Below are 22,547 nucleotides of genomic sequence, written 5' to 3' on the forward strand. Positions count from 1 at the left end.
GCCTCATGCGCGCACCGAGCGAAGCGAGTACGTGCATGAGCGAGCGCAGGATCGGTGTCTGCAACCTCTGCGAGGCGATCTGCGGCCTCGAGCTGACGATCGAGGGTCGCGACGTCCTCGGCGTGCGCGGCAACCCGGCCGATCCCCTGTCCCGAGGGCACGTCTGCCCGAAGGGGGTGGCGATCGCCGACGTGTACGCCGATCCCGACCGGTTGCGGCGCCCGGTCCGTCGCGTCGGCGAGGGCACCGACGCCCGGTGGCAGGAGATCGGCTGGGACGAGGCGTTCGACCTGGTCGCCGACAACCTCGCGCGGGTGATCAACGAGCACGGCGACGACGCGCTCGGCGTCTACCTGGGCAACCCCAACGCCCACAGCCTGGGGTCGATGACGCACGGCACCGCGATGTTCAAGTCGTTCCGGACGAGGAACCGCTACTCCGCCACCTCGGTCGACCAGCTCCCCCACCAGCTCGTGGCGCACCTCGTCTTCGGCCACCAGCTCTTCCTGCCGATCCCCGACATCGACCGCACGTCGTGGTTCCTGGTGGTCGGCGGCAACCCGATGGCCTCCAACGGCTCGCTGATGACGGTGCCCGACTTCCCGCAGCGGCTCCGCGACCTCCGGGCGCGCGGCGGCAGGATGATCGTCCTCGACCCGCGCCGCACCGAGACCGCCAAGGTGGCCGACGAGCACCACTTCGTCCGACCCGGCACCGATGCGTGGGTGCTGCTCGCGATGCTGCACGTCCTCACCGCCGAGGTCGCACCCGACGACCTGCCCACCGTGGCGTCGTACGTCGACGGGCTCGACACGGTGATCGAGCTCGTCGCCGGGTTCACCCCCGAGCGCGCCGAGGCGGTCAGCGGGTTGCCGGCCGACGAGGTCCGCCGCCTCGCCCGCGAGCTCGCGGCGGCGGACTCCGGTGTCGTCTACAGCCGGATCGGTGTGTCCGCCGGCCCGTGGGGCACCGTGTGCCAGTGGGCGGTCACCTGCCTCAACGTGCTGACCGGGAACCTCGACCGCCCCGGCGGCGCGATGTTCACGACGCCGGCGATCGACGCGGTGGGCACCGGGCTGATCGGCCGCGGGCACCACGACGCCTGGCGCTCGCGGGTCCGCGGGCTGCCGGAGACCGCCGGCGAGCTGCCCGTGGCGGCGCTGCGCGAGGAGATCGAGACGCCCGGCGAGGGGCAGGTGCGGGCCCTGCTCACCGTCGCGGGCAACCCGGTGCTGTCGACGCCCGACGGCGCCCGGCTCGACCGCGCGCTGCGCGGGCTCGACTTCATGGTCGCGGTGGACATCTACGTCAACGAGACCACCCGGCACGCCGACGTGATCCTGCCGCCCACCACGGCTCTCGAGCGCGACCACTACGACCTGGTCTTCCACCTGCTGGCCGTGCGCAACACGGCCCGCTTCACACCGGCGGTGTTCGAGAAGGAGCCTGACCAGCGCCACGACTGGCAGGTCTTCCGCGAGATCACCCTGCGCACGGCCGCGCGCCTGGACCGCAAGGCCCCGCTCAAGAAGCGACTCGTGCAACGGGCTCGGCTGACCGCGACCCCCACCTTCCTCGTCGGGCAGCTGCTCCGCCGCGGGTCGAGCGGCGTCACCCTGACCAAGCTCCGCCGGCGACCGGCCGGCGTCGACCTCGGTCCGCTCCGCGGCGGCCAGCTCCCCGACCGGTTGCCGGCTCGCAGCAAGCGGGTCGACCTCGCGCCCGCCCTCGTGGTGCAGGACGTGGCCCGGCTCGCGAGCGTCCCGGCCCCCGCACGCGACGAGCTGGTCCTCATCGGTCGCCGCCACCAGCGCGACTGCAACTCCTGGATGCACAACTCCGAGCGGCTCACGCGCGGCCGGCCGCGCCACCAGCTGCTGATGAACCCCGGCGACCTGGCGCAGCGCGCCATCGAGGACGGCTCGCGCGTGCGCGTCACCTCGCGGGTCGGGTCGGTGGAGGTCGAGGTGGCCGCGTCGGACGACCTGATGCCGGGTGTGGTGTCGCTGCCCCACGGCTACGGGCACGCGGGCGACGGCGTCCTGATGTCACGCAGCCGCGAGGTGCCGGGCGTCTCCGTCAACGACCTGACCGACCCCGACCTGCTCGACGTGTCGGGCAACGCCGCGCTCAACGGCGTACCCGTCGCCGTCACCGCGGTCTGACCGCGGCCCCGCCGGGTCGCTCGACGACTCAGGCGCTGACGTCGCCCAGGACGGCGAGGACGTCGTCGGGGGTCTGCGCCGCGTCGAGGGCGGCGATGCTGGCGTCGTCGGTGAACGCGCCGGCGAGGGCCTGCAGCACGGTCAGGTGGTCGTCGCCGGCACCCGCGATGCCGACCACGTAGCGGGCCGGGCTGCCCTTCCAGTCGATCGGCTGGTCGTAGCGGACGAACGAGATCGCGGTGTGGCGGATCAGCGCCTTCGCCTCGTTGGTGCCGTGCGGGATGGCGAGCCCGTTGCCCATGAACGTGGAGACCGAGGTCTCGCGCTCGTGCATGGCGTCGACGTACGCCTCGTCGACCGCGCCGCTCGCGACCAGCAGCCGGCCGGCCTCGGTGATCGCTGCGTCCCTGTCCGTGGCCTGGCCGCCGAGCACGATGGCCTCCCTGCTCAGTACGTCGCTCATGTGGCGTCTCTCTTCCTCGCAGTGTCGGGTTTGCTGGAGATCAAGGCTGAAGATCATGGGTGGAAATCATCAGACCACACGCTCGCGGCGGAGGGTGGTCGCCGACGGTCGAGCCAGGCCCCACGGGAGGGCCGGGCTCGACCGGGCGGGGGTCACGTTCGGTTGTTGTCGCGGATCATCTCCACGATCTCGTCGTAGCGTGGACTGGCCATGAAGTTGTCGACCGAGATGTGCTCGGCGGACGGTGTCCTCTGGCGTGCCCGCTCGGTGAGGTCCTGGTGGCTGACCACGAGGTCGTAGCTGTCCTCGAGGCTGGAGATCGCCTTGTTGACGACCGTCACCTCGGGGTGTCCGGCGTTCTGGATCTTCTTGCGGAGCACCGAGGCACCCATGGCCGAGGACCCCATCCCCGCGTCGCACGCGAAGACGATGTTGCGGATCTCGCGGGTGGCGGTGGCGGTGGCCGTGGCCACACCACCCGTCAGGGCACCGGCCACCGACGACTTCTTGCCCTTGTTGGCCTCCATCTGGGCGGTCGCGGCGGTCAGGTCGCCCTCGTCGTCGGACTTGTCCATCTTCAGCAGCAGCGACGCCACGACGAGCGTGACGGCTGCGGCGCCGAAGACGCCTAGGGTGACGCCGAAGTAGTCACCCCTGGCCGTCTGTGCGTACACGGCGAAGATCGAGCCGGGGGCCGCGGGCGCCCGGAGGCCCACGTCGAACGCCACGTTGATCGCGACACCGGTCATGCCGCCGGCGATCATGGCGAGGATCAGTCGCGGCTTCATCAGCACGTAGGGGAAGTAGATCTCGTGGATGCCGCCGAAGAACTGGATGATCGCCGCCCCGGGGGCGGTCGCCTTCGGCACACCGCGGCCGAAGAACGAGTAGGCGAGCAGGAGGCCGAGGCCCGGCCCGGGGTTCGCCTCGAGCAGGAACAGCACCGACTTGCCGGTGTCCGCGGCCTCGGTGAGACCCAGCGGGGTCAGGACGCCGTGGTTGATGGCGTTGTTGAGGAAGAAGACCTTCGCGGGCTCGATGACGATCGAGGTCAGCGGCAGCAGGCTGTTGTCCACCAGCCACTCGACCGCGTTGCCCAGGACCTCCATGACCTCGTTGACCACGGGAGCGACGACCCAGAACCCGACGATCGCCATCACGAACGCCAGGATGCCGGCCGAGAACATGTTGACGAGCATCTCGAAGCCGGCCTTGACCTTGCCGTCCCAGAGGGCGTCGAGCCGCTTCATGATGTAGGCGGTGAGGGGGCCGAGGATCATCGCGCCGATGAACATGTGCACCTGGCCGAGCGGAGCGTCGCCCGCGGGCAGGTCGGCGTTGAAGTTCGCCACGAGCAGGTCGGAGCCGGCGATCGCGCCCATCACCGCGAAGCCACCGACCACGGCACCGCGGTCACCGTGGACCATGCGGCCGCCCGTCGCGGCGATGAGGATCGGCAGGGCGTAGTGGATGATCGGGCCGACCATCGTGGCGAGGTCGGCGTTCGGCAGCCAGCCGACGTCGATGACCAGGGCGGTGAGCAGTCCCCACGCGATCAGTGCCGGGATGTTGGGCATGATCATGTTGGAGAGGAAGGTGCCGAACTTCTGCACGCGCACCCGGGCACCGGAGCCGGTGGGGGCCGTGAATGTTGTGGCCATGCTGATGTCCTCCAGTCGAACGCGGGGGTGACCCCCATCACATGATGCTGCGATTAAACCTCACGTTCGGGCACGTTGCCAAGCATTCGGGCACGATTTGTGCCCGACCGTGTGGCTTTACTGCGTCAACTGCTCAGCTGACTGTCGAAGAGCGCCTTCTCCGCCTCGCCGTTCCACGTGTCGCCGGGTCCCAGCTTCGCGGCGACGTCCGGCAGCCTCTCCTTCAGCTCGTCGAGCCCCAGGAGGGGGAGGTCGTGGATCTGGGGAAAGATCAGCACCTTCCCTGAGTACCGTCCGTCGACCAGTGCCTGGAGACCGTCCTTGGCAGCCCGCATGCCGCCGACGGCGCCCACGATGGATCCCGGGGAGAGCTCACCCTTGTCGGCCAGGTCCACCACCTGCTGCTGGTCGTGGATGGTCAGCCCCGACGTCCCGGTGTACTGGGCGTTGTCCAGGTACACCGCGCTCAGGTTCAGCGGCGCGAGCGTCCCGTTGGGAACACCGGCGAAGAAGACCAGCATGCCGTCGGAGTTCATGAGGGTGTCGGCCTCGGCCATCACGGCGGAGATGGGGACACTGACCACGACGTCGTCGGCCCCCTGGTTGTCGGTGATGCCCATGACGAAGTCGTGGAGGGACTGGTCCGCAGTCTGGGAGTTGAAGGTGAGCAGCTCGCAGTCGTTGCTCTCCGCGAGGTGGCCCAGACGGTCCTCGAGGCTCTTCAGGCGTTCGTCGCTCACCTCGGTGGCGACGATCGTGCGGGGGCCGTCGGGCTGCTGGATGGCCCGCTGCACGTGCATCAGCCCCATGGGGCCGCCGGCACCGACGAAGACCGTCGTGCCCTGCGGACGCAGGTCGCAGCGGTTGCGCGCCTCCCCGTAGGAGGCGGCGATGTCCGGTCCGCGGCCGCCGAGGTAGGCGGTGTAGTCGTAGTGCAGGCGACCCACGTCGGTGTCCACCAGGCCGTCCAGGGCGGTCTCGCCCACCATGTTGAGGGTGCCCCGCCGGGCGATGTGCCGTGCCACGGCACCCACCGTCGAGGCGGAACGAGGATCGAGCATGACGATGTCGTCGAAGCCGGCGCCGTCGGTCAGCTCGTCCACCAGCGCCTGGTAGTCATCGGTGGTGATGCCGTTGCGCACGACGGTGTCGGCCGAGGTGCGCTCCACGAGCTCCGCCACCGAGGCCGGCACGTCGGTCAGCACGATGGTGGCCGGAGCGTCCAGTCCTGAGGAGAAGAGGTAGTCCCGCTCGTCCCCGGGCCGGCCGACGATCCACATGGTGCCGCCGGTCCTGGGCTCCAGCCGGCGACGCTGGGTGTAGGCGGCCATCACGCAACCCCAGGGCTCCAGCGTGGAGGCCTCGGCGTACCCCATCGTGTCGGGGAGCGGCAGCAGGCAGGCACCGTCGTCGGTGTCGAGCATCTCCGAACCCATCAGGTGGTACTGGATCAGTCCGCCGGGGATGGTGTAGCCGTAGGCCGTGCTCTTGCCGTCCTGGTAGATGTCGGGCTGCACGGCCAGCCTCTGGCCGGCGTGATAGCGGTCTGCGAGGTTGTCCCCGACCTCGATGACGGTGAGGCTCACCTCGTGCCCCAGGCGGGTGGGCTCCTTGGACAGGTCCCGGTTGTACAGCTTCGGGTGGCTGCCGCCGGCGCGGAGGATCTTCACGTCGGAGAAGCAGAGTCCCACGCTGTCGATGCGGACCAGCATGTGGTCGGCATCGGGCTCGGGGACGGGAAGCAGCTCGGGCTGGTCGTCCTTGCCCATGTTCTCCTGGCCCGCGCCGTACACGTTCCAGGCCCAGGCGCCTTCCGGCAGGTCGAGATCGGCCGCGCGGTAACGGTCGTACGCTGACGTCATGCTTCCTCCGTTGTGAGCTGGATGGGCTTTCAGTGGCCGAGGAGCTCGCGCACCGCGGCGCGCCCGGCCATCGGGTCGGGTGCGCCGAGGGCGGCCTCGGCCGCGGCCTCGCACGTCTCGAAGGAGACGCGGGAGAGCTGGGCACCGACGGGGCGGACGGCCCGGGCGGCCATCGACAGGGACGTGATGCCCATCCCGATCAGCGCCGTGGCGAGCAGCGGGTCGGCCGCGGCCTCGCCGCAGACGCCGACGGGCTTGCCCGCCTCGGTGCCGGCATGGGCCGTGATCGCGATCAGCTGGAGCACGGCCGGCTGCCAGGGGTCGGTGAGGTGCGCGAGGTCGGTGGCCATCCGGTCGGCGGCCATGGCGTACTGGGTGAGGTCGTTGGTGCCGATCGAGAGGAAGTCGACGACCTCGAGCATCCGGTGCGCGAGCAGCGCAGCGCTGGGGATCTCGACCATCACGCCGGCCTTGAGCCCGCGGGCGCGGACCTTGGCGGCGAAGTCGGCCGCCTCGGCGACCGTGGCGACCATGGGCGCCATCACCCAGGTCTCGGTGCCGGTCTTCTCGGCCGCAGCGGCGATGCCGTCGAGCTGGCGGTCCATCAGGCCGGGGTTGCCGAAGCTGAGCCGCAGACCGCGGACACCGAGGGCGGGGTTCTCCTCACCCTCGTGGGTCGCGAACGCGATCGGCTTGTCGGAGCCGGCGTCGAGGGTGCGTACGACGACGTAGCGGCCGTCGGCGTAGGGCGCGAGGACCGCGCTGTAGATCTCCGCCTGCTCCTCGACGCTCGGCTCCTCCTTCTGGTCGAGGAAGCACAGCTCGGTGCGGAACAGCCCCACTCCTCCGACGGGCTCGGCTCCCGCGGACTCCGCGGAGGCACCGTCGGCGACGTTGGCGAGCAGCTTCACCGGCATCCCGTCGGACGTCGAGGCCGGGCCGCTCCAGCTGGCGAGCTCCTCGCGGAGGCGACGGCTCTCCTCGACCCGCACGCGGGCCTCCGCGGGATCCGCGCCCTGCTCGATGGTGCCGGTCTCGCCGTCGACGACGAGGAAGGCGCCGGCCGGGACATCCATGATGCCGGCCGCGCCGACCACGCACGGGATGCCGAGCTGGCGGGCGATGATCGCCGTGTGGCTGGTGGCACCCCCGCGCTCGGTCACCAGGGCCGTGACCAGCTGGGGGTCGAGGCCGGACGTGTCGCTCGGGGCCAGGTCCTCGGCCACCAGGATCGACGGCTCGCTCGGGGTCGGCACGCCGGGGGCGGGCTCACCCACGAGGTGGGCGACCACGCGCCGCTCGATGTCGCGCAGGTCGGTGACCCGCTCAGCCATCAGGCCGCCCATGGTGGTGAAGATCGTGACGAACTGCTCGACCGCGCCCTGAACCGCGGCGACGGGCCCCTGCCCGGCCTGCAGGTTCTTGGCGACACCCGAGCGCAGGCCCTTGTCGCGGGCCAGTCCGGCGCTGGCGGTGAGCACCTCGGCCGCCGCACCCTGGGCGGAGGCCGCCTTGGTGGTGAAGGTCTCGGCGACCGCGGCCACCGCGTCGTCGTACGCCACCAGGGCGGCGTCGGCATCGGGGAAGTCACCGTCGCCGTAGCGGGCGATGGCGTCGGGCGACACCTCCCCTCGCACGTGGAGGGCGGGTCCGGCGGCGACTCCCGGGACGACCGGGGTCCCGCTGAGCGTGGTCGCGGCTGAGTCGGCGGATGTGGTCATGGACACACCGTAGAACACGGCGTTGTTGACAAGCAACACATTCGGGACTAAAACAACACATACACAGATTGTGGGACGATGCACGTGGAGGTGGACCGGATGTACGCGGAGGAGCGCCAGCAGGCGATGGCCCACCTGATCAGTCGGCGCGGCCGACTCTCGGTCGTCCAGCTGGCCGACCAGTTCGAGGTCACCACCGAGACCGTGCGCCGCGACCTGTCGACGCTCGACCGGATGGGACTGGTCCGACGTGTCCACGGTGGCGCCGTCCCGGCCGGCTCGCTCACCGTCATCGAGTCAGGCATCGGTGAGCGCGACCAGTCCAACACGCAGGCCAAGGAGGCCATCGCCAATGCCGCCGTCTCGCTGCTGCCGCCCCCGGACTCGGTCGTCGTGATCGACGCGGGCAGCACCACCGCACGCTTCGCCGCCGCCCTCCCCCGCGACCACCGGCTCATCGTCATCACCCACGCCGTGCCGGTGGCCACCCGCCTCGCCGGACTCCCCCAGATCGAGCTCCACCTGCTGCCGGGCAAGGTGCGGCCCACGACCCACGCCGCGGTCGGCGCCGAGACCGTGGCGGCCCTGGCAGACCTCCGCGCCGACGTGGCCTTCATCGCCACCAACGGCCTCACCGTCGGACACGGCCTCACCACCCCCGACAGCGACGAGGCGGCGAGCAAGCGGGCGATGATCGCCTGCGCGCGCAAGACCGTCGTGCTGGCCGACTCCACCAAGCTCGGCGTCGAGACGGCTGTGCGGTTCGCTACCCTCGACAGCCTCGACGTGCTCGTCACCGACAGCGACGTGGAGCCCGCAGACCGACGGGCGCTCGAGAGCGCCGGGATCGAGGTGGTGGTCGCATGATCCTCACCCTCACCCCCAACCCCAGCATCGACCGCACGGTGGCGCTCGACGGCGAGCTGTCCCGCGGGCAGGTGCACCGCGTGGCGTCGGTGACCTCGCAGGCGGGGGGCAAGGGCGTCAACATCTCCCGCGCCGCCGTCACCGCCGACATCCCCAGCATCGCCGTCGTGCCCGCCGCCAAGGACGACGCCTTCGTCCTCGAGCTGCTCGGCGCCGGCATCGACTGCCGGCCGGTGCGACCAGCCGGCGACGTACGCGTCAACCTCACCATCACCGAGCCCGACGGCACCACCACCAAGCTCAACTCCCCCGGCGCCGCGGTGCTCCCCCTCCACCTCGAGCTGATGGCGCAGGCCGTGCTCGTCCGCGCCTCGAGCGCCGACTGGACGGTGCTCGCCGGGTCGTTGCCCGCCGGCGCCCCGCCCGAGTTCTACGCGGAGCTCGTACGACGACTGCGCGAGGTGGGCGGCCGCGTGGCCGTCGACACCAGCGACGCCCCGCTGCGGGCCCTGGTCGACGCGCTGCCGGCCTCCGCGCCTGACCTGATGAAGCCCAACGGTGAGGAGCTCGCCTCCTTCACCGGCGGCGACGCCGACGAGCTGGAGTCCGACCCGCACGCCACCGCGGCGGCGGCCCGCCAGCTCATCGAGTGTGGCGTCGGAGCCGTGCTGGCGACCCTCGGCGGCAACGGCGCCGTGCTGGTGACGCCCGACGGTGCCTGGCACGCCACTCCGCCCCCCACCACAGTCGTCAGCACCGTCGGTGCCGGCGACTCCAGCCTCTTCGGCTACCTGCTCGGCGACATCCGGGGGCTGCCCGCCCCCGAGCGCCTGGCACTGGCCGTCGCCTACGGCAGCGCCGCCGCAGGGCTCCCCGGCACGACCATCCCCCGACCGTCGCAGCTCCGCACGGAGCTGGTCGGTGTCACCGCCCTCACCCCCTCAACGGGAGGCACAGCATGACCTCACTGATCACCACCGACCTCGTCCGGCTCGGCGCCGACTGGGGCTCGGACAAGCACGACGTCATCCGCGCCCTCGCCGGCGTGGTCGACGACGCCGGCCGAGCCACCAGCAAGGACCAGCTCATCGAGGACGCGTTCGCGCGCGAGTCCACCTCGGCGACCGGCCTGCCCGGCGGCATCGCGATCCCGCACTGCCGCACGGCCGGCGTCGAGGTGCCGACGCTCGCCTTCGCGCGGCTCGATCCGCCCGTCGACTTCGGCGCCAAGGACGGCCCGGCCGACCTGGCGTTCCTCATCGCCGCGCCGGCCGGCGGCGACGCCGACCACCTCACCATCCTCACCAAGCTGGCCCGCGCCCTGGTCAAGCCGGCCTTCACCGACGCCCTGCGATCGGCGGAGTCGGTCGAGGAGGTCGTGGAGGTCGTCACCCACGAGCTCGGCGAACCGGCGCCGGCGGCCGCCGCCGCTCCTGCCTCCGGGGCGCCGTCGGGAGCAGCCACGCCGGGAGGAGGCGAGACCACGACCCCGACGCAGGCGCCGGGCACCGGTGCCCCGGCCGCGGCGACAGCAGGCGTCGCGACGGCGTCGCCGACCGACACCAGCACCAAGCCGTCGCTGGTCGCGGTCACCGCCTGCCCGACCGGCATCGCCCACACCTACATGGCCGCCGAGGCGCTCGAGGCTGCCGCCGAGCGCGCCGGCGTCGACCTCGCGGTCGAGACGCAGGGCTCGGTGGGCGCCACGCCGCTGCCGCACGACACGATCTCCCGCGCCGGTGCGGTGATCTTCGCCGTCGACGTCGGCGTGCGTGACCGCGGCCGGTTCGCCGGGAAGCCGATGGTGAGCTCGAGCGTGAAGCGCCCGATCGACGATGCCGACGCGATGATCGCGGAAGCACTGCGCTACGCCGCCGATCCTGCGGGATCACCCCGCGTGGAGGGCGAGGCCTCGAGCGGTAGCGAGGCCGGCGGCGACGAGTCGTGGGGCGGCCGGATCCGGCGGGTCCTGATGACCGGCGTCTCCTACATGATCCCGTTCGTGGCCGCGGGCGGTCTGCTGATCGCGCTGAGCTTCCTGCTCGGCGGCTACGAGATCGTCGGCCCCTACGGCGACATCGCGGTGAACTACGGGATCTTCAACCTCCCCGACCCCGCTGCGCTGGGCCTCGACCACGCCCTGTTCGACTCCGGGCTGATGGCCTACCTGGGGGCGCTCTTCTTCATCATCGGCAAGACCGCGTTCGCGCTGTTCCTGCCGGCACTGGGCGGCTACATCGCGTACGCGATCGCCGACCGCCCTGGCATCGCGCCGGGCTTCGTCCTCGGTGGCCTCTCGGCCAACCTGTTCAACGTGCAGTCGTCCGACGGCGTCGCCTACCCGGCCACCGGGTTCATCGGCGCGATGATCGGCGGCGCCCTGGCCGGCATCGCGGCCCACTGGATCGCGAGCTGGAAGGTGCCCACCTGGGCCCGCGGCCTGATGCCGGTCCTGGTCATCCCGCTGTTCGCCTCGGTGCTCGCCGGTCTGGCGATGCTGATCGTGCTCGGCAGGCCGATCTCCTGGCTCATGGACCAGCTGACCGAAGGGCTCAACTCGATGTCGGGAGGCAGCGCGATCCTCCTCGGCGTGATCCTCGGCCTGATGATGGCGTTCGACATGGGCGGCCCGCTCAACAAGGTCGCCTACACCTTCGCCGCCGTCGGTGTCGGCGGCGCGTCGCTGGCCAGCGACGCGCCCGAGCTGCAGATCATGGCCGCGGTCATGCTGGCCGGCATGGTCCCGCCGATCGCCCTGGCGCTGGCCACCGTCCTGCGGCCCGGGCTGTTCAACGTCCCCGAGCGCGAGAACGGGAAGGCCGGCTGGCTGCTGGGACTCTCGTTCATCACCGAGGGTGCCATCCCCTTCGCGGCGGCCGACCCGTTGCGCGTCATCCCGGGCATCATGGCCGGCAGCGCCGTCACGGGCGGGCTGTCGATGGCGATGGAGGTCGGTGTGCGCGCACCGCACGGAGGGATCTTCGTGCTGTTCGCCGTGGAGAACGTCCTCGGCTACCTCATCGCCCTCGCCGCCGGCGTGGTCGTCGGAGCCGTCGCCGTCATCGCCCTCAAGTCGATGGGGTCCCGCGACCCCGATGTCGCGACCGTCTGAGCACTCCACCGTCTGTAGCAACCGACCATCAACCCAAGGAGCACCATGCCCAGCAAGTCCGTCGTCGTCGGCTCCGCCGTCGGCCTCCACGCCCGTCCCGCCGCGATCATCGCCGAGAAGGCCGCCGAGCTCGGCTCGGACGTGACCATCAACGGGGTCGACGCGAGCTCCTCGCTGATGATCATGACCCTGGGTGCCGGCAACGGCGACACGGTCGAGGTCGCCGGTGACGACCAGGCCGCGGTCGACGCGATCGCCGCGCTGGTCGAGCAGGACCTCGACGCCTGAGCGACTCCCCGTCCCGATGGGCGGTGCGTGAGCCACATCCCGGTCGACGGGTTCGTCGCTCACGCACCGCCCATCGGCGGGTGGCGGACGCTCAGGCTGCCGCCCGTCGCAGGGAGCGATAGACGGCTCGGACGCTCACGGCTCGCTCGAGCTCGTGGATGATCGAGGTGAAGAACTGTTTGCGGTAGACCTCGTCAGTGACGGCGTAGACCGTGAAGTAGAGGCCGCTGAAGGCCGCGAGGAACGTCGACACCTGGAGCAGCTGCCAGTTGGCCCGCTCCAGGAACGGGATCCCCTCCGGGCTCTCGCCAGTCCACCCCTCGACGATCGACGGCTCCATCACGAGCAGGCCGAAGACCACGAAGAACACGAAGATCGACGCGCTCAGCAGCAGGACCTGCACGAGCTGGGTGATGAGCAGCATCAGCAGCAGGTTGGCCTTCTGCAGCCCCTCGATCGCGACGTCCTGGGTCAGGTCCTCGTCCTCCGCAAGCCGTACGCCCGCCAGTGGTGTCCCGTCGAGGTGTCGGGCGACCTCGTCAGGCTCGATGTGCTCGTCGAAGCCGGCCAGCTCCTCGGGCAGCCGCACCAGCAGGAAGCCGACGGTGATGACGAGGAAGAGCGCGACGGTCAACCACATCACACCACCGTCGAGTCGCGAGGACACCTCCCACACCTCTGCGTTGATGAAGAGGAACGTGACGAAGAGGAGCAGCAGCGGGAGGGCCCGGGTGACCAGCGGGAACAGCAGGCTGAGGCTCGAGAACGTGCGGTGCCCGGCCCACTTCGCGATGACCCAGGCTCGCAGCGTGAACAGCCCGTAGAGCACGACGCTGAGCAGGCCGACGTTGATGCCCAGCACGAGGCCGTCGTCCCACCGCAGGTCGGGAGCGAGGGCGAATCCGACGGCGACGGCGGCAGCGAGCAGCACCGCGACAAGGGCCACCCGCGCGAGGCGCCCACGGGCCAGGCCGCGGTGCACCTCGGCCCGGATGTCGTCGACGAAGTAGGGCAGGCCGTGGGCGACGAACCACTCCTCCGTCGCAGCCAGGTCGGCGACGGGGCGGCCCGCGGGCTCAACCACCCAGCACCTCGCGCGCGCGACGTACGTCGTCGTGCATGGTCTCGATGAGGGCCTCCATGCCCTCGAACTTGACCATCCCGCGCAGCCGGTCGACGAAGGCGACCTCCACCTCGACGCCGTACAGCTCGAGGTCGTCGCGGTCCAGGACGTAGGACTCCACACGACGGTCCCGCTCGCCGTCGAAGGTCGGGTTGGTGCCCACCGAGATCGCGGCGGGGTAGGTCTCCCCCGTGTCGAGCCGGGTCAGCCTGCCGGCGTACACGCCGTCGGCGGGGGCCGCGTCGACGGGCGGGATCGGCACGTTGGCCGTCGGGTAGCCCATCTCGCGACCACGCTTGTCACCCTCGACGACGGTGCCACGCACGGTGAACGGGCGTCCGAGCGCCTCGGCCGCTCCGGCGACGTCACCGGTGGCCAGGCACTGGCGGACGTAGGTCGAGCTCCACACCTGCGGTCCGCCGTCGAGCGGCACACCGACCGTCTCGAAGTCGCGGGACGCCCCGGCCTCGACCAGCGTCGCCACCTCGCCGGCGGCCTTGGCGCCGAAGCGGAAGTTGGAGCCGACGACGACCGCGCCGGCGTGCAGCGTGTCGACGAGGATCCGGTCGATGAACTCCAGCGGCGACCAGGACGCGATCTCGCGGTCGAAGCCGATGACCAGCATCGCGTCGACGCCGGCGTCCTCGAGCAGGCGGGCGCGCGTGTGGATCGAGGTCAGGGTGGGCGGGGCGTGCTCGGGCCGCAGGACCGCCATCGGGTGCGGGTCGAACGTCACCGCCACGACCGTGTCGATGCCCAAGCGCGCGGCGCTGCTCCGCGCCTCGCGGAGCACGTGGGCGTGCCCGAGGTGGACGCCGTCGAAGTTGCCGATGCTCACCACGGTGCGGCCGAGGTCGGCCGGCACGTCGTCGACGTCTCGCCAGATCTGCACGGGCCGAGCCTACTGGCGGGTCACGCTGAGCCGACGTGCCCACCCTCGTTGCTAGACGAAGACCGCGACCGGCCGGGCCTGCTGCCCGCGCCGCTCGTAGAGCGCGAGGAACTGCCCGTCGGGCGCGAACACGGCGTGCGGGCCGTCGCCTGGCAGCGCCAGGTCGAGGGCGCGACCGAAGCGGACGTGCGCCGCCTGCTCCTCGTCCAGCTCGACGACCGGGAAGGAGGCTCGCGCGGCCTCGGCGATCGGCACGACCGCGAAGTCGTCGGCCAGGTGCTCGAGGGTGCGGGCGACGGAGAGGTCGAAGGACCCGACGGCCGTACGCCGCAGCGCGGTCAGGTGGCCGCCCACGCCGAGCGCCGCCCCGACGTCGCGGGCGATGGCGCGGATGTACGTGCCGGACGAGCACCGCACCGAGATGTCGACGTCGAGCCAGTCACCGGCGACGCGCTGGTCGTGGACCACGAGCGAGTGGATCGTGACCGGGCGGGGCTTCAGCTCGACCTGCTCGCCGTCGCGGACGCGCTGGTAGGCCCGCTTGCCGTCGACCTTGATCGCGGAGACGGCGGTCGGGACCTGGAGGATGTCGCCCACCTGCTCCAGGAACTCGGCCTCGACCAGGCCCGGCTGGTGGAACGAGGCGGGCGTCGTGGCCACCACCTCGCCCTCAGCGTCGTCGGTGGTCGTCGACACCCCGAGCCGGACCGTGGCGTCGTACGCCTTCTCGGTGAGCATGAGGTGGCCGAGCAGCCGCGTGGCCCGCTCGACTCCGAGCACGAGCACGCCCGTGGCCATCGGGTCGAGCGTGCCGGCGTGGCCGACCTTGCGGGTGCCGGCGAGCCGGCGGACCCGAGCCACCACGTCGTGCGAGGTCATGCCCGGGGCCTTGTCGACGACCACCAGACCGGGGTCGACCATCAGGCGCGGTCGTCCCCGCCGTCGAGGTCGTCGAGGTCGTCGTCCTCGTCGTCGAGCTCGTCCTCGGCCACCCGCGGCTTCTTGTACGGGTCGGGCTCGCCGGCGTACGCCTCGACGCGGCGGGCGGCGACCTCCTCGTCCTGCTGCTTCGCGCGCGCCAGCACCTCGTCGAGGGCGCGGGCGTTCTCCGGCAGGGCGTCGGGGATGAACGTCAGCGACGGCACGATGCGCATCCCGAGCTGCTTGGCGACCTCGGAGCGGATCACGCCCTTGGCCGACTCGAGGGCGGCGGCGGTGCTGGCCAGCTCGTCCTCGGCGCCGAGCACCGTGTAGAAGACCGAGGCCTGCTGGGAGTCACCCGTCACGCGGACGTCGGTGATGGTGACGAAGCCGAGGCGGGGGTCCTTGATCCGACGCTCGAGCATCTCGGCGACGATCACCTGGATGCGGTCGGCGATCTTGCGGACGCGGGGATTGGTCATGGCTCCAGTCTCTCCTACTCGTGACCGGGCACTTCCGGCCCGTCACAGACGGTGACCGGGCGCTTCGTTCCCGTGAGTGGGAACGAAGCGCCCGGTCGGTGACGCGGACGGGCACGAAGTGCCCGCTCGGTGATCAGCTGCGCGGGATCTCGCGCATCTCGAACGCCTCGACGATGTCGCCGATCTTGATGTCCTGGAAGTTCCGGAGCACCAGACCGCACTCGAAGCCCTCGCGGACCTCGGACGCGTCGTCCTTCTCGCGGCGCAGCGAGGACAGGTCGAGGTTGTCGGCCACCACCGCTCCGTCGCGCAGGATCCGCACCTTGGCGTTGCGGCGGATGACACCCGAGGTGACCATGCAGCCCGCGATGTTGCCGGCCTTGGACGAGCGGAAGATCTCGCGGATCTCCGCCTGGCCGAGGGTCGACTCCTCGTAGACGGGCTTGAGCATGCCCTTGAGCGCCGCCTCGATCTCCTCGATCGCCTGGTAGATGACCGAGTAGTAGCGGATCTCGACACCTTCCTTGTCGGCCATCTGGCTCGCCTTGCCCTGCGGGCGGACGTTGAAGCCGATGATGATGGCGTCGGAGGCGGCGGCGAGGTCGACGTTGGTCTCGGTGATCGCACCGACACCGCGGTCGATCACGCGGAGGGAGACCTCGTCGCCCACGTCGATCTGCGACAGCGCGTCCTCGAGCGCCTCGACCGAACCGGACACGTCGCCCTTGAGGATGAGGTTGAGCTCCTGGCTCTCGCCCTTCTCCATGGAGGCCATGAAGTCCTCGAGGCTGCGGCGCACGCGACGCTTGGCCTGCATGGCCGCCCGTTCGCGCGCCTCGCGCTTCTCGGCGATCTGACGGGCCATGCGGTCGTCCTCGACCACGATGAAGTTCTGGCCCGCACCCGGCACCGCCGAGAGTCCCAGCACCATCGCCGGACGCGACGGGTCGGCCTCGGTGATCTCCTGGCCGTGCTCGTCGAGCATGGCGCGCACACGACCGTGAGCCGGGCCGGCCACGATCGAGTCGCCCACGCGGAGCGTGCCGCGCTGGACGAGCACCGTGGCGACCGGACCGCGACCGCGGTCGAGGTGTGCCTCGACCACGAGGCCCTGGGCGTCCTGGTCCGGGTTGGCGCGCAGGTCGAGCGACGCGTCAGCGGTGAGCACGACGGCCTCGAGCAGCTTGTCGAGGTTGAGCCCGGCCTTGGCCGAGACGTCGACGAACATGGCGTCGCCGCCGTACTCCTCGGGGATCAGGCCGTACTCGGTGAGCTGGCCACGGACCTTGGTGGAGTCGGCCTCCGGCTTGTCGATCTTGTTGACCGCCACGACGATCGGCACGTTGGCCGCCTTGGCGTGGTTGAGCGCCTCGACCGTCTGCGGCATGACGCCGTCGTCGGCCGCGACGACCAGGATCGCGATGTCGGTGGCCTGGGCACCACGGGCACGCATGGCGGTGAACGCCTCGTGGCCCGGGGTGTCGATGAGGGTGATGCGACGGTCGTCGCCGTCGACCTCGGTGTGGACCTGGTAGGCACCGATGTGCTGGGTGATGCCACCGGCCTCCTTGTCGACCACGTTGGCGTCACGCAGCGCGTCGAGGAGCTTGGTCTTTCCGTGGTCGACGTGACCCATGACGGTCACGACCGGCGGACGGATGACCAGGTCGGACTCGTCGCCCTCGTCGGCACCGAACTCGAGGTCGAACGTCTCGAGCAGCTCGCGGTCCTCGTCCTCGGGCGAGACGATCTGGACGACGTAGTTGAGCTCCTCGGCGAGCAGCTCGAACGTCTCGTCACCCACCGACTGGGTCGAGGTGACCATCTCGCCGAGCGAGAACAGCATCTGCACGAGGGCAGCGGCGTCCACGTTGATGCGCTCGGCGAAGTCGGTCAGCGAGGCGCCACGCGGGAGACGCACGGTCTCCCCGTTGCCCTTGCGGACCCGAACGCCGCCCAGGGTGGGGGCGTCCATGGCCTCGAACTCCTGGCGACGGGCGCGCTTCGACTTGCGACCACGACGCGAGGGGCCACCGGGGCGACCGAAGGCACCCTGGGTCTGGCCGCGCTGGCCGGGACGACCGCCACCGGGGCGACCGCCACCGGACGGGCCGAAGCCACCGGGACGACCGGGAGCACCGCCGGGGGCGCCGGCGCCGGGACGACCCGGAGCACCGCCGCGGCTGGGGGCACCCGGACGGCCGGGGCCGCCACCGGGGCCGCCACCGGGACCGCCACGAGCCGGACGACCGCCCGGACCGTTGCCGAAGGCCGCCGGGGACTTCGGCATCATCGCCGGGTTGGGGCGCGGCATGCCGGGACGGCCCTCGCCGCCGGCCGGCGGACGGGGCGGACGGCTGTCGTCGCCACCGGTGCGCGGGGCGGGGCGCTGGCCCATGCCCTGGCTCGGGGCGAACGGGTTGTTGCCCGGGCGGGGGGCGCCGGGACGACCGACCGGGCGAGGTGCGGGGCTCGGGGCCTTCGCAGCCGGGGCCGCGGGTGCCTCGGGCTCGGCCGGCGTGGCCTTGGGCTCGGCGGCCGGTGCCTTCGGGCCGGGCTTCGGACCGGGCCGAGCAGCGGGCGCTGCCGGCTCGGCGGCCGGGGCCGCGGTCTCGACGGGCGCCTCGGCCGGGGCCTCGGGAGCCGCGGGGGCCTCAGCGACCTCGACGACCTCGGGGGCCTCGGTGACGGCAGGGGCCGGCGCGGGCTTGGGGCCGGGCTTGGGCGCGGCCTTCTTGGCGGCGGGCTTGTCGGCCGCCGCAGTCTCGGCGGGGGCTGAGGCCGCTGCGGCCTTCAGCTCGTCGCCGTACTGCTTCTTGAAGCGCATCTCGACGGGCGGCTCGACAGTCGACGATGCCGACTTGACGAACTCCCCCATCTCCTTGAGCTTCTCGAGAACGAACTTGCTCTCGACTCCGAACTCCTTGGCGAGTTCGTGGACTCGGGTCTTTGCCACGGTTGTTTCTGCTCCTTCTGGTCCGTGACCCCAGAAGGAGAGGGGAAACGGAACAGCTAGTGGGTGTGCACACTCATTACGAGTTACTCATCGAGTGCTCATGAGCTGCGTGCTCCAGTTTCTGGTCGGTGCTGCGGTGAATCGGACTGGTGGATCTGGGCGAGGTGGTCGGCCACCGGCGCGGTGCTGAGCCCCTCGCCCGAGCGGAGGGCCCGGGGAAACGCTCGGCGTCGCACCGCGAGCTCCCAACACTCGGGCGTGGGGTGGACGTGCGCCCCGCGGCCGGGTGCCCGGCGGTCCGGATCGGGCACCAGGGCGGGTCTGCCCTCGGCGTCCGAGCCTGCGACCACCCGCAGCAGCTCGCTCGCAGTGGCTTTCGCCCGACAACCCACACAGGTCCGGACGGGTCCGGGCGCAGGGGTGTCAGACGTGGTGGCCACTGACCTCCACTCTAGCCGGTGTGGCCAGTGGTTCACCAACTGGGCGGCCGCGGTGCCGGGCTACTCCGGCGCGGGAGCCTCGTCCGAGCGGATGTCGATGCGCCAACCGGTGAGCCGGGCGGCGAGGCGGGCGTTCTGGCCCTCCTTGCCGATGGCCAGGGAGAGCTGGAAGTCGGGTACGACCACCCGGCACGAGCGTGCAGCCAGGTCGACGATCTCCACCGAGGTCACCCGGGCCGGCGAGAGGGCGTGCCCGACGAGCTCGGCGGGGTCCTCGGCCCAGTCGACGATGTCGATCTTCTCGCCGTGCAGCTCGCTCATCACGTTGCGCACGCGCTGGCCCATCGGACCGATGCAGGCGCCCTTGGCGTTGACCCCGGGAACGGTCGAGTGCACCGCGATCTTGGTGCGGTGACCGGCCTCGCGGGCGATGGCAGCGACCTCGACGGTGCCGTCGGCGATCTCGGGGACCTCGAGCGCGAAGAGCTTCTTGACCAGGGTGGGGTGGGACCGGGAGAGCGTGATCTGGGGTCCCCGCATGCCCTTGCGGACCGACGTGACCAGGCACTTGATGCGCTCGCCGTGGACGTACTTCTCCCCCGGCACGCGCTCGCTGACCGGCAGGATGGCCTCGATCTTGCCGAGGTCGACCATCACGTCGTCGGGGTTGCGACCCTGCTGGATGATCCCCGAGATGATGTCGCCCTCCTTGCCGGCGAACTCTCCGAACTTGATCTCGTCCTCGGCGTCGCGCAGCCGCTGGAGCATGACCTGCTTCGCGGTCGTCGCGGCGATCCGGCCGAACCCCTGGGGCGTGTCGTCGTACTCCGGACCGGCCGTGCCGTCCTCGCCGATCTCGCGCGCCCAGACGGTGACGTGACCGGTCTTGCGATCGAGCTCGACGCGCGCGGGGTGCGAGGACTCGGTGGCGCGCTGGTAGGCGGTGAGCAGGGCCTGCTCGATGGCCTCGGCCAGCACCTCGAAGGAGATCTCCTTCTCCCGCTCCAGCATGCGCAGGATGCTCAGGTCGATGTCCATCAGTCGTCCTTCTCCTCGGGCTTCTCGGTCTTGCGGTTGAACTCGATCTGCACGAGCGCCTTGGCCACGTCGGCGTAGGCGACCTCGTGCTGCTCCCCGGACACGTCGAGGGTCGCCGAGTCCTCCGACGACGTCAGGATGCGTCCGGTCAAGGTCGACCCGTCGGTGAGGACGGCCTTGACGAGGCGGTCCTCGTTGCGGCGCCAGTGGCGCGGCAGCGTCAGGGGACGGTCGACGCCTCGGGAGGTGACCTCCAGCGTGTAGGGCATCTCACCCATCACGTCGGACTCGTCGAGCACCCGCGACACCTCACGTGTCGCGTCGGCGACGTCGTCGAGGGTGACCCCGCCGTCCTTGTCGACGGCGACGCGGAGGACGCGGCGCTTCCCCGCGGGGGTGACCTCGACGGCCTCGACGTCGAGGCCCATCGCTTGCAAGGGGTCGACCAGCTCCGCCTCGATGCGGTCCCGGGTGGCGTCCTGGTGTGGGGTGCTCATCGGGTTGCGACCTCCTTGTGTAGTTGTCCGTGGACACGATAGCCGTCCCGACCCGGGCCGCGACACACAGCCGTGGCCGGTCCGGACCGGTCCGGGCCTCTCCACGGGGCGGCTAGGGTTCGGGGGTGCCCGGACGCTCGCTGACCCGTCGTACGACGGTGGGCGCGGCACTCGTCGCTCCGCTGCTGGTGGCCGCCTGCGACATCGATCCGCCGTCGCGCGACAACGGGTCCGCCGATGCGGCGCCGCCCCCGCCCGAGGACTCCGAGCTCGTCACCGCGGTCGTCGCGGCACTGGTCCGCGCCCGGTCGGTGGTGGAGGCCGCGACGCTCTCGGTCCCCGACCTGACGCCCCTCCTGGAGCCGGTCGCGACCGCGCACGCCGCCCACCTCGAGGTGCTCGAGGGAGCGGTCGCCGACGCGGACGTCCCGACCCCGCCGCCGCCCCGCATCCCTGCCGATCGTGCCGGGGCCCTCACAGCGGTGCGTCGCTCGGAGCAGCGGCTGCTGCGCGAGGTGCGCCGCGGCTGTGTCGCCGCGGCGAGCGGCGACCTCGCGCGCGTGCTGGCGAGCATGGCGGCGTCCACCGCCCAGCACGGAGCAGCGCTCGGCGACCTCCCGGCCGGGCGGGAGGGGTCATGACCGTCCTCGACGCCCTGCAGGCGAGCCTCGCCGACGAGCACGCCGCGCTCTACACCTACGGCGTGCTCGGCGCGCGTACGTCGCAGGCCACGTCGCCGGCGCTCTTCGAGACGCTGACGTCCGGCTACCGCCGCCACCGCGCACGTCGCGACCAGCTGCTGCTCATGGTGCGCGACGCCGGCGGCGAGCCCGTCGCCGCCGAGGTGGCCTACGACCTCGACGGGTCGCTCCTCCGTCCGCCGCAGCTCGAACGTGCCGCGGCGGACCTCGAGGCGGCGAGCGTCGAGGGGCTGCTCGCGCTCGTCGCGCAGTCGACAGGATCCGTGCGCGAGTGGGCGCTCACCGAGGCGACCTGGTCGGCGGTCTGGCGTCTGCAGCTCGGCGAGACCGCCGAGACGTGGCCGGGAGCCCCCGAGCTCGATCGGGCCTGACCCGCCCCGGCGCCGGACGCACCGTGCCCTGACACAGGGAGAGCGGCCCGCGGCCTCAGCCTTTGGGAAAGTCCCGAGATCTCTCCCAAAAGCCGAGGACGCGGACCGCTCCGTGGGGTTGGTCAGCATCACCCTGTGTCGCCCAACCTGTGGGGGTGGCGGAGCGACATGCACAATCATGCATTCGATCTGCCCGATGGGAAAGCCGGATGCGCTTGCATGTTCCTGCAACGCACGAAGTTGCAGAAGTGCCACGCTCAGGAGGCATCGAGCCGGCGCACGACGGCCGGTACCTCGGCCAGGGACGTGATCGTGGCGTCCGGCTCGCCCTCGGTGTGGCCGACCTGGTTCGCAGGGATCGACGACAGAGGGACGTGGATCGCCCGCATGCCTGCGTTGTGGGCGCCCCACACGTCGTCGAAGAGCCGGTCCCCCACGTACACGCAGGCAGCCGGGTCGCTCACGCCCACGGCGTCCATCGCCGCACCGAAGGCGAGCGGCGAGGGCTTCGTCCACGGGACCTCGCTGGTGTAGACGTCGCCGTCCACGAGGTCGTACACCCCGTCGCGCTCGAAGAACCCGACGTGCCACTCCCGCGGCCAGATGGTGTTGGACAGCACGCCCACCCGCACCCCCGCCGCGCGCAGCTCCTGCCACATCGGCCGGACCTCGGGGTCGGTGAGCGTGTGTGGCTCCCAGAACTCGTAGTAGGCGGCCAGCAGGTCCGGGTCGTGGTCGAGGCCGGCCTCGGTGAAGAGGTCGGCGATGGTGGCGCTCTGCTGGTGGTCGCGGCTGCGTCCCCAGATGACGTCGCCGGCGCGGTGCAGGCGCTCTGCGTGGGCGTGGTGGTCGTCGTCCGGCGAGGGCGTACGACGTACGGCCTGGGCCAGCGCCACCGACTCGGCGTGGAAGTCCACGTCGTGCCAGCGGGTCAGGGTGCCGCCCCAGTCGAAGATGACCGCCTCGATCCGCGCGTGTGCCATGCGG

20 protein-coding genes are annotated in these 22,547 nt (G+C 71.4%); 7 read left to right on the top strand and 13 right to left on the bottom strand.

Annotated features, from left to right (window positions below):
- Positions 1-35: 35 nt before the first annotated feature.
- Positions 36-2,165 carry a molybdopterin-dependent oxidoreductase gene (locus ACFQW6_RS08645; RefSeq protein ID WP_378543270.1) on the top strand — a complete coding sequence of 710 codons (2,130 nt, stop codon included), beginning with the start codon at positions 36-38 and terminating at the stop codon, positions 2,163-2,165.
- A 28-nt stretch (positions 2,166-2,193) separates the two neighbouring features.
- On the opposite strand, the gene ACFQW6_RS08650 is transcribed toward ACFQW6_RS08645, so the two are convergent.
- From ACFQW6_RS08650 to ptsP, 4 genes are all read right to left on the bottom strand, one after another.
- A complete protein-coding gene (locus tag ACFQW6_RS08650; RefSeq protein WP_378543272.1) occupies positions 2,194-2,628 on the bottom strand; it encodes a PTS sugar transporter subunit IIA in 435 nt (144 codons plus the stop codon).
- Between the two features lie 152 nt (positions 2,629-2,780).
- Positions 2,781-4,289: a PTS mannitol transporter subunit IICB gene (locus ACFQW6_RS08655; RefSeq protein ID WP_378543274.1), complete on the bottom strand. Its 1,509-nt coding sequence runs from the start codon at positions 4,287-4,289 to the stop codon at positions 2,781-2,783.
- Between the two features lie 125 nt (positions 4,290-4,414).
- On the bottom strand, positions 4,415-6,151 hold the full coding sequence (locus ACFQW6_RS08660) for an alcohol dehydrogenase catalytic domain-containing protein (protein WP_378543276.1): 1,737 nt from the start codon (positions 6,149-6,151) through the stop codon (positions 4,415-4,417).
- A gap of 29 nt (positions 6,152-6,180) precedes the next feature.
- Entirely contained in the window at positions 6,181-7,872 is a 1,692-nt protein-coding gene (gene ptsP / locus ACFQW6_RS08665) for a phosphoenolpyruvate--protein phosphotransferase (protein ID WP_378543278.1), read from the bottom strand.
- Positions 7,873-7,950: 78 nt separating this feature from the next.
- Between ptsP and ACFQW6_RS08670 the strand changes: the two genes are divergently transcribed.
- Genes ACFQW6_RS08670 through ACFQW6_RS08685 form a run of 4 tightly spaced genes read left to right on the top strand, consistent with a single transcriptional unit; the run spans position 7,951 to position 12,139 of the window.
- Positions 7,951-8,739, top strand: a complete 789-nt coding sequence (locus tag ACFQW6_RS08670; RefSeq protein ID WP_378543280.1) for a DeoR/GlpR family DNA-binding transcription regulator — start codon at positions 7,951-7,953, stop codon at positions 8,737-8,739.
- Positions 8,736-9,701 carry a 1-phosphofructokinase family hexose kinase gene (locus ACFQW6_RS08675; protein ID WP_378543282.1) on the top strand — a complete coding sequence of 322 codons (966 nt, stop codon included), beginning with the start codon at positions 8,736-8,738 and terminating at the stop codon, positions 9,699-9,701. Before ACFQW6_RS08670 ends, ACFQW6_RS08675 begins: the two co-directional genes overlap by 4 nt.
- Positions 9,698-11,851, top strand: coding sequence for a fructose-specific PTS transporter subunit EIIC (locus ACFQW6_RS08680; protein WP_378543284.1), 2,154 nt, complete (start codon positions 9,698-9,700; stop codon positions 11,849-11,851). The genes ACFQW6_RS08675 and ACFQW6_RS08680 overlap by 4 nt, the downstream gene beginning before the upstream one ends.
- 45 nt (positions 11,852-11,896) lie before the next feature.
- Positions 11,897-12,139, top strand: coding sequence for an HPr family phosphocarrier protein (locus ACFQW6_RS08685; RefSeq protein WP_378543286.1), 243 nt, complete (start codon positions 11,897-11,899; stop codon positions 12,137-12,139).
- Positions 12,140-12,230: 91 nt separating this feature from the next.
- Here ACFQW6_RS08685 and ACFQW6_RS08690 read toward each other — a convergent pair whose 3' ends face one another.
- The 8 genes from ACFQW6_RS08690 to rimP all read right to left on the bottom strand — a co-directional run bounded on the left by ACFQW6_RS08690 (position 12,231) and on the right by rimP (position 20,488).
- Entirely contained in the window at positions 12,231-13,223 is a 993-nt protein-coding gene (locus tag ACFQW6_RS08690; RefSeq protein ID WP_378543288.1) for a hypothetical protein, read from the bottom strand.
- Positions 13,216-14,154 (bottom strand): bifunctional riboflavin kinase/FAD synthetase, encoded by a 939-nt coding sequence (locus ACFQW6_RS08695; protein WP_378543290.1) that lies wholly within the window; start codon positions 14,152-14,154, stop codon positions 13,216-13,218. Before ACFQW6_RS08695 ends, ACFQW6_RS08690 begins: the two co-directional genes overlap by 8 nt.
- 51 nt (positions 14,155-14,205) lie before the next feature.
- Positions 14,206-15,075 carry a tRNA pseudouridine(55) synthase TruB gene (gene truB / locus ACFQW6_RS08700; protein ID WP_378543292.1) on the bottom strand — a complete coding sequence of 290 codons (870 nt, stop codon included), beginning with the start codon at positions 15,073-15,075 and terminating at the stop codon, positions 14,206-14,208.
- The gene (gene rbfA, locus ACFQW6_RS08705; protein ID WP_378543294.1) at positions 15,075-15,557 is read right to left on the bottom strand and encodes a 30S ribosome-binding factor RbfA; all 483 of its coding nucleotides are present in this window, start codon (positions 15,555-15,557) and stop codon (positions 15,075-15,077) included. Before rbfA ends, truB begins: the two co-directional genes overlap by 1 nt.
- Positions 15,558-15,690: 133 nt before the next feature.
- Positions 15,691-18,513 (bottom strand): translation initiation factor IF-2, encoded by a 2,823-nt coding sequence (infB, locus tag ACFQW6_RS08710; RefSeq protein ID WP_378543296.1) that lies wholly within the window; start codon positions 18,511-18,513, stop codon positions 15,691-15,693.
- 98 nt (positions 18,514-18,611) lie between these two features.
- Complete coding sequence (locus tag ACFQW6_RS08715) at positions 18,612-18,989, bottom strand: YlxR family protein (RefSeq protein WP_378543632.1); 378 nt, start codon at positions 18,987-18,989, stop codon at positions 18,612-18,614.
- Positions 18,990-19,013: 24 nt separating this feature from the next.
- Positions 19,014-19,991, bottom strand: coding sequence for a transcription termination factor NusA (nusA, locus tag ACFQW6_RS08720; RefSeq protein ID WP_378543298.1), 978 nt, complete (start codon positions 19,989-19,991; stop codon positions 19,014-19,016).
- Positions 19,991-20,488, bottom strand: coding sequence for a ribosome maturation factor RimP (rimP, locus tag ACFQW6_RS08725; protein ID WP_378543300.1), 498 nt, complete (start codon positions 20,486-20,488; stop codon positions 19,991-19,993). Before rimP ends, nusA begins: the two co-directional genes overlap by 1 nt.
- A gap of 125 nt (positions 20,489-20,613) precedes the next feature.
- On the opposite strand from rimP, the gene ACFQW6_RS08730 reads away from it, so the two are divergent.
- Together ACFQW6_RS08730 and ACFQW6_RS08735 are read left to right on the top strand one after the other, a co-directional pair.
- Positions 20,614-21,129, top strand: a complete 516-nt coding sequence (locus ACFQW6_RS08730) for a hypothetical protein (protein WP_378543302.1) — start codon at positions 20,614-20,616, stop codon at positions 21,127-21,129.
- A complete protein-coding gene (locus tag ACFQW6_RS08735) occupies positions 21,126-21,560 on the top strand; it encodes a ferritin-like domain-containing protein (RefSeq protein ID WP_378543304.1) in 435 nt (144 codons plus the stop codon). Before ACFQW6_RS08730 ends, ACFQW6_RS08735 begins: the two co-directional genes overlap by 4 nt.
- Positions 21,561-21,817: 257 nt before the next feature.
- On the opposite strand, the gene ACFQW6_RS08740 is transcribed toward ACFQW6_RS08735, so the two are convergent.
- Positions 21,818-22,543 carry an HAD family hydrolase gene (locus tag ACFQW6_RS08740; protein ID WP_378543306.1) on the bottom strand — a complete coding sequence of 242 codons (726 nt, stop codon included), beginning with the start codon at positions 22,541-22,543 and terminating at the stop codon, positions 21,818-21,820.
- Positions 22,544-22,547: the final 4 nt, after the last annotated feature.

The organism is Nocardioides sp. GCM10028917 (assembly GCF_042666175.1).
Taxonomy (GTDB): Bacteria; Actinomycetota; Actinomycetes; order Propionibacteriales; family Nocardioidaceae; genus Nocardioides.

Coding starts and splice junctions, on each gene's coding strand:
- rimP (WP_378543300.1), bottom strand. CDS start 20,488: ATGAGCACCCCACACCAGGACGCCACCCGGGACCGCATCGAGGCGGAG.
- rbfA (WP_378543294.1), bottom strand. CDS start 15,557: ATGACCAATCCCCGCGTCCGCAAGATCGCCGACCGCATCCAGGTGATC.
- ACFQW6_RS08655 (WP_378543274.1), bottom strand. CDS start 4,289: ATGGCCACAACATTCACGGCCCCCACCGGCTCCGGTGCCCGGGTGCGC.
- ACFQW6_RS08650 (WP_378543272.1), bottom strand. CDS start 2,628: ATGAGCGACGTACTGAGCAGGGAGGCCATCGTGCTCGGCGGCCAGGCC.
- ACFQW6_RS08660 (WP_378543276.1), bottom strand. CDS start 6,151: ATGACGTCAGCGTACGACCGTTACCGCGCGGCCGATCTCGACCTGCCG.
- ACFQW6_RS08740 (WP_378543306.1), bottom strand. CDS start 22,543: ATGGCACACGCGCGGATCGAGGCGGTCATCTTCGACTGGGGCGGCACC.
- nusA (WP_378543298.1), bottom strand. CDS start 19,991: ATGGACATCGACCTGAGCATCCTGCGCATGCTGGAGCGGGAGAAGGAG.
- ACFQW6_RS08670 (WP_378543280.1), top strand. CDS start 7,951: ATGCACGTGGAGGTGGACCGGATGTACGCGGAGGAGCGCCAGCAGGCG.
- ptsP (WP_378543278.1), bottom strand. CDS start 7,872: ATGACCACATCCGCCGACTCAGCCGCGACCACGCTCAGCGGGACCCCG.
- ACFQW6_RS08680 (WP_378543284.1), top strand. CDS start 9,698: ATGACCTCACTGATCACCACCGACCTCGTCCGGCTCGGCGCCGACTGG.
- ACFQW6_RS08675 (WP_378543282.1), top strand. CDS start 8,736: ATGATCCTCACCCTCACCCCCAACCCCAGCATCGACCGCACGGTGGCG.
- ACFQW6_RS08645 (WP_378543270.1), top strand. CDS start 36: ATGAGCGAGCGCAGGATCGGTGTCTGCAACCTCTGCGAGGCGATCTGC.
- ACFQW6_RS08735 (WP_378543304.1), top strand. CDS start 21,126: ATGACCGTCCTCGACGCCCTGCAGGCGAGCCTCGCCGACGAGCACGCC.
- truB (WP_378543292.1), bottom strand. CDS start 15,075: ATGGTCGACCCCGGTCTGGTGGTCGTCGACAAGGCCCCGGGCATGACC.
- ACFQW6_RS08685 (WP_378543286.1), top strand. CDS start 11,897: ATGCCCAGCAAGTCCGTCGTCGTCGGCTCCGCCGTCGGCCTCCACGCC.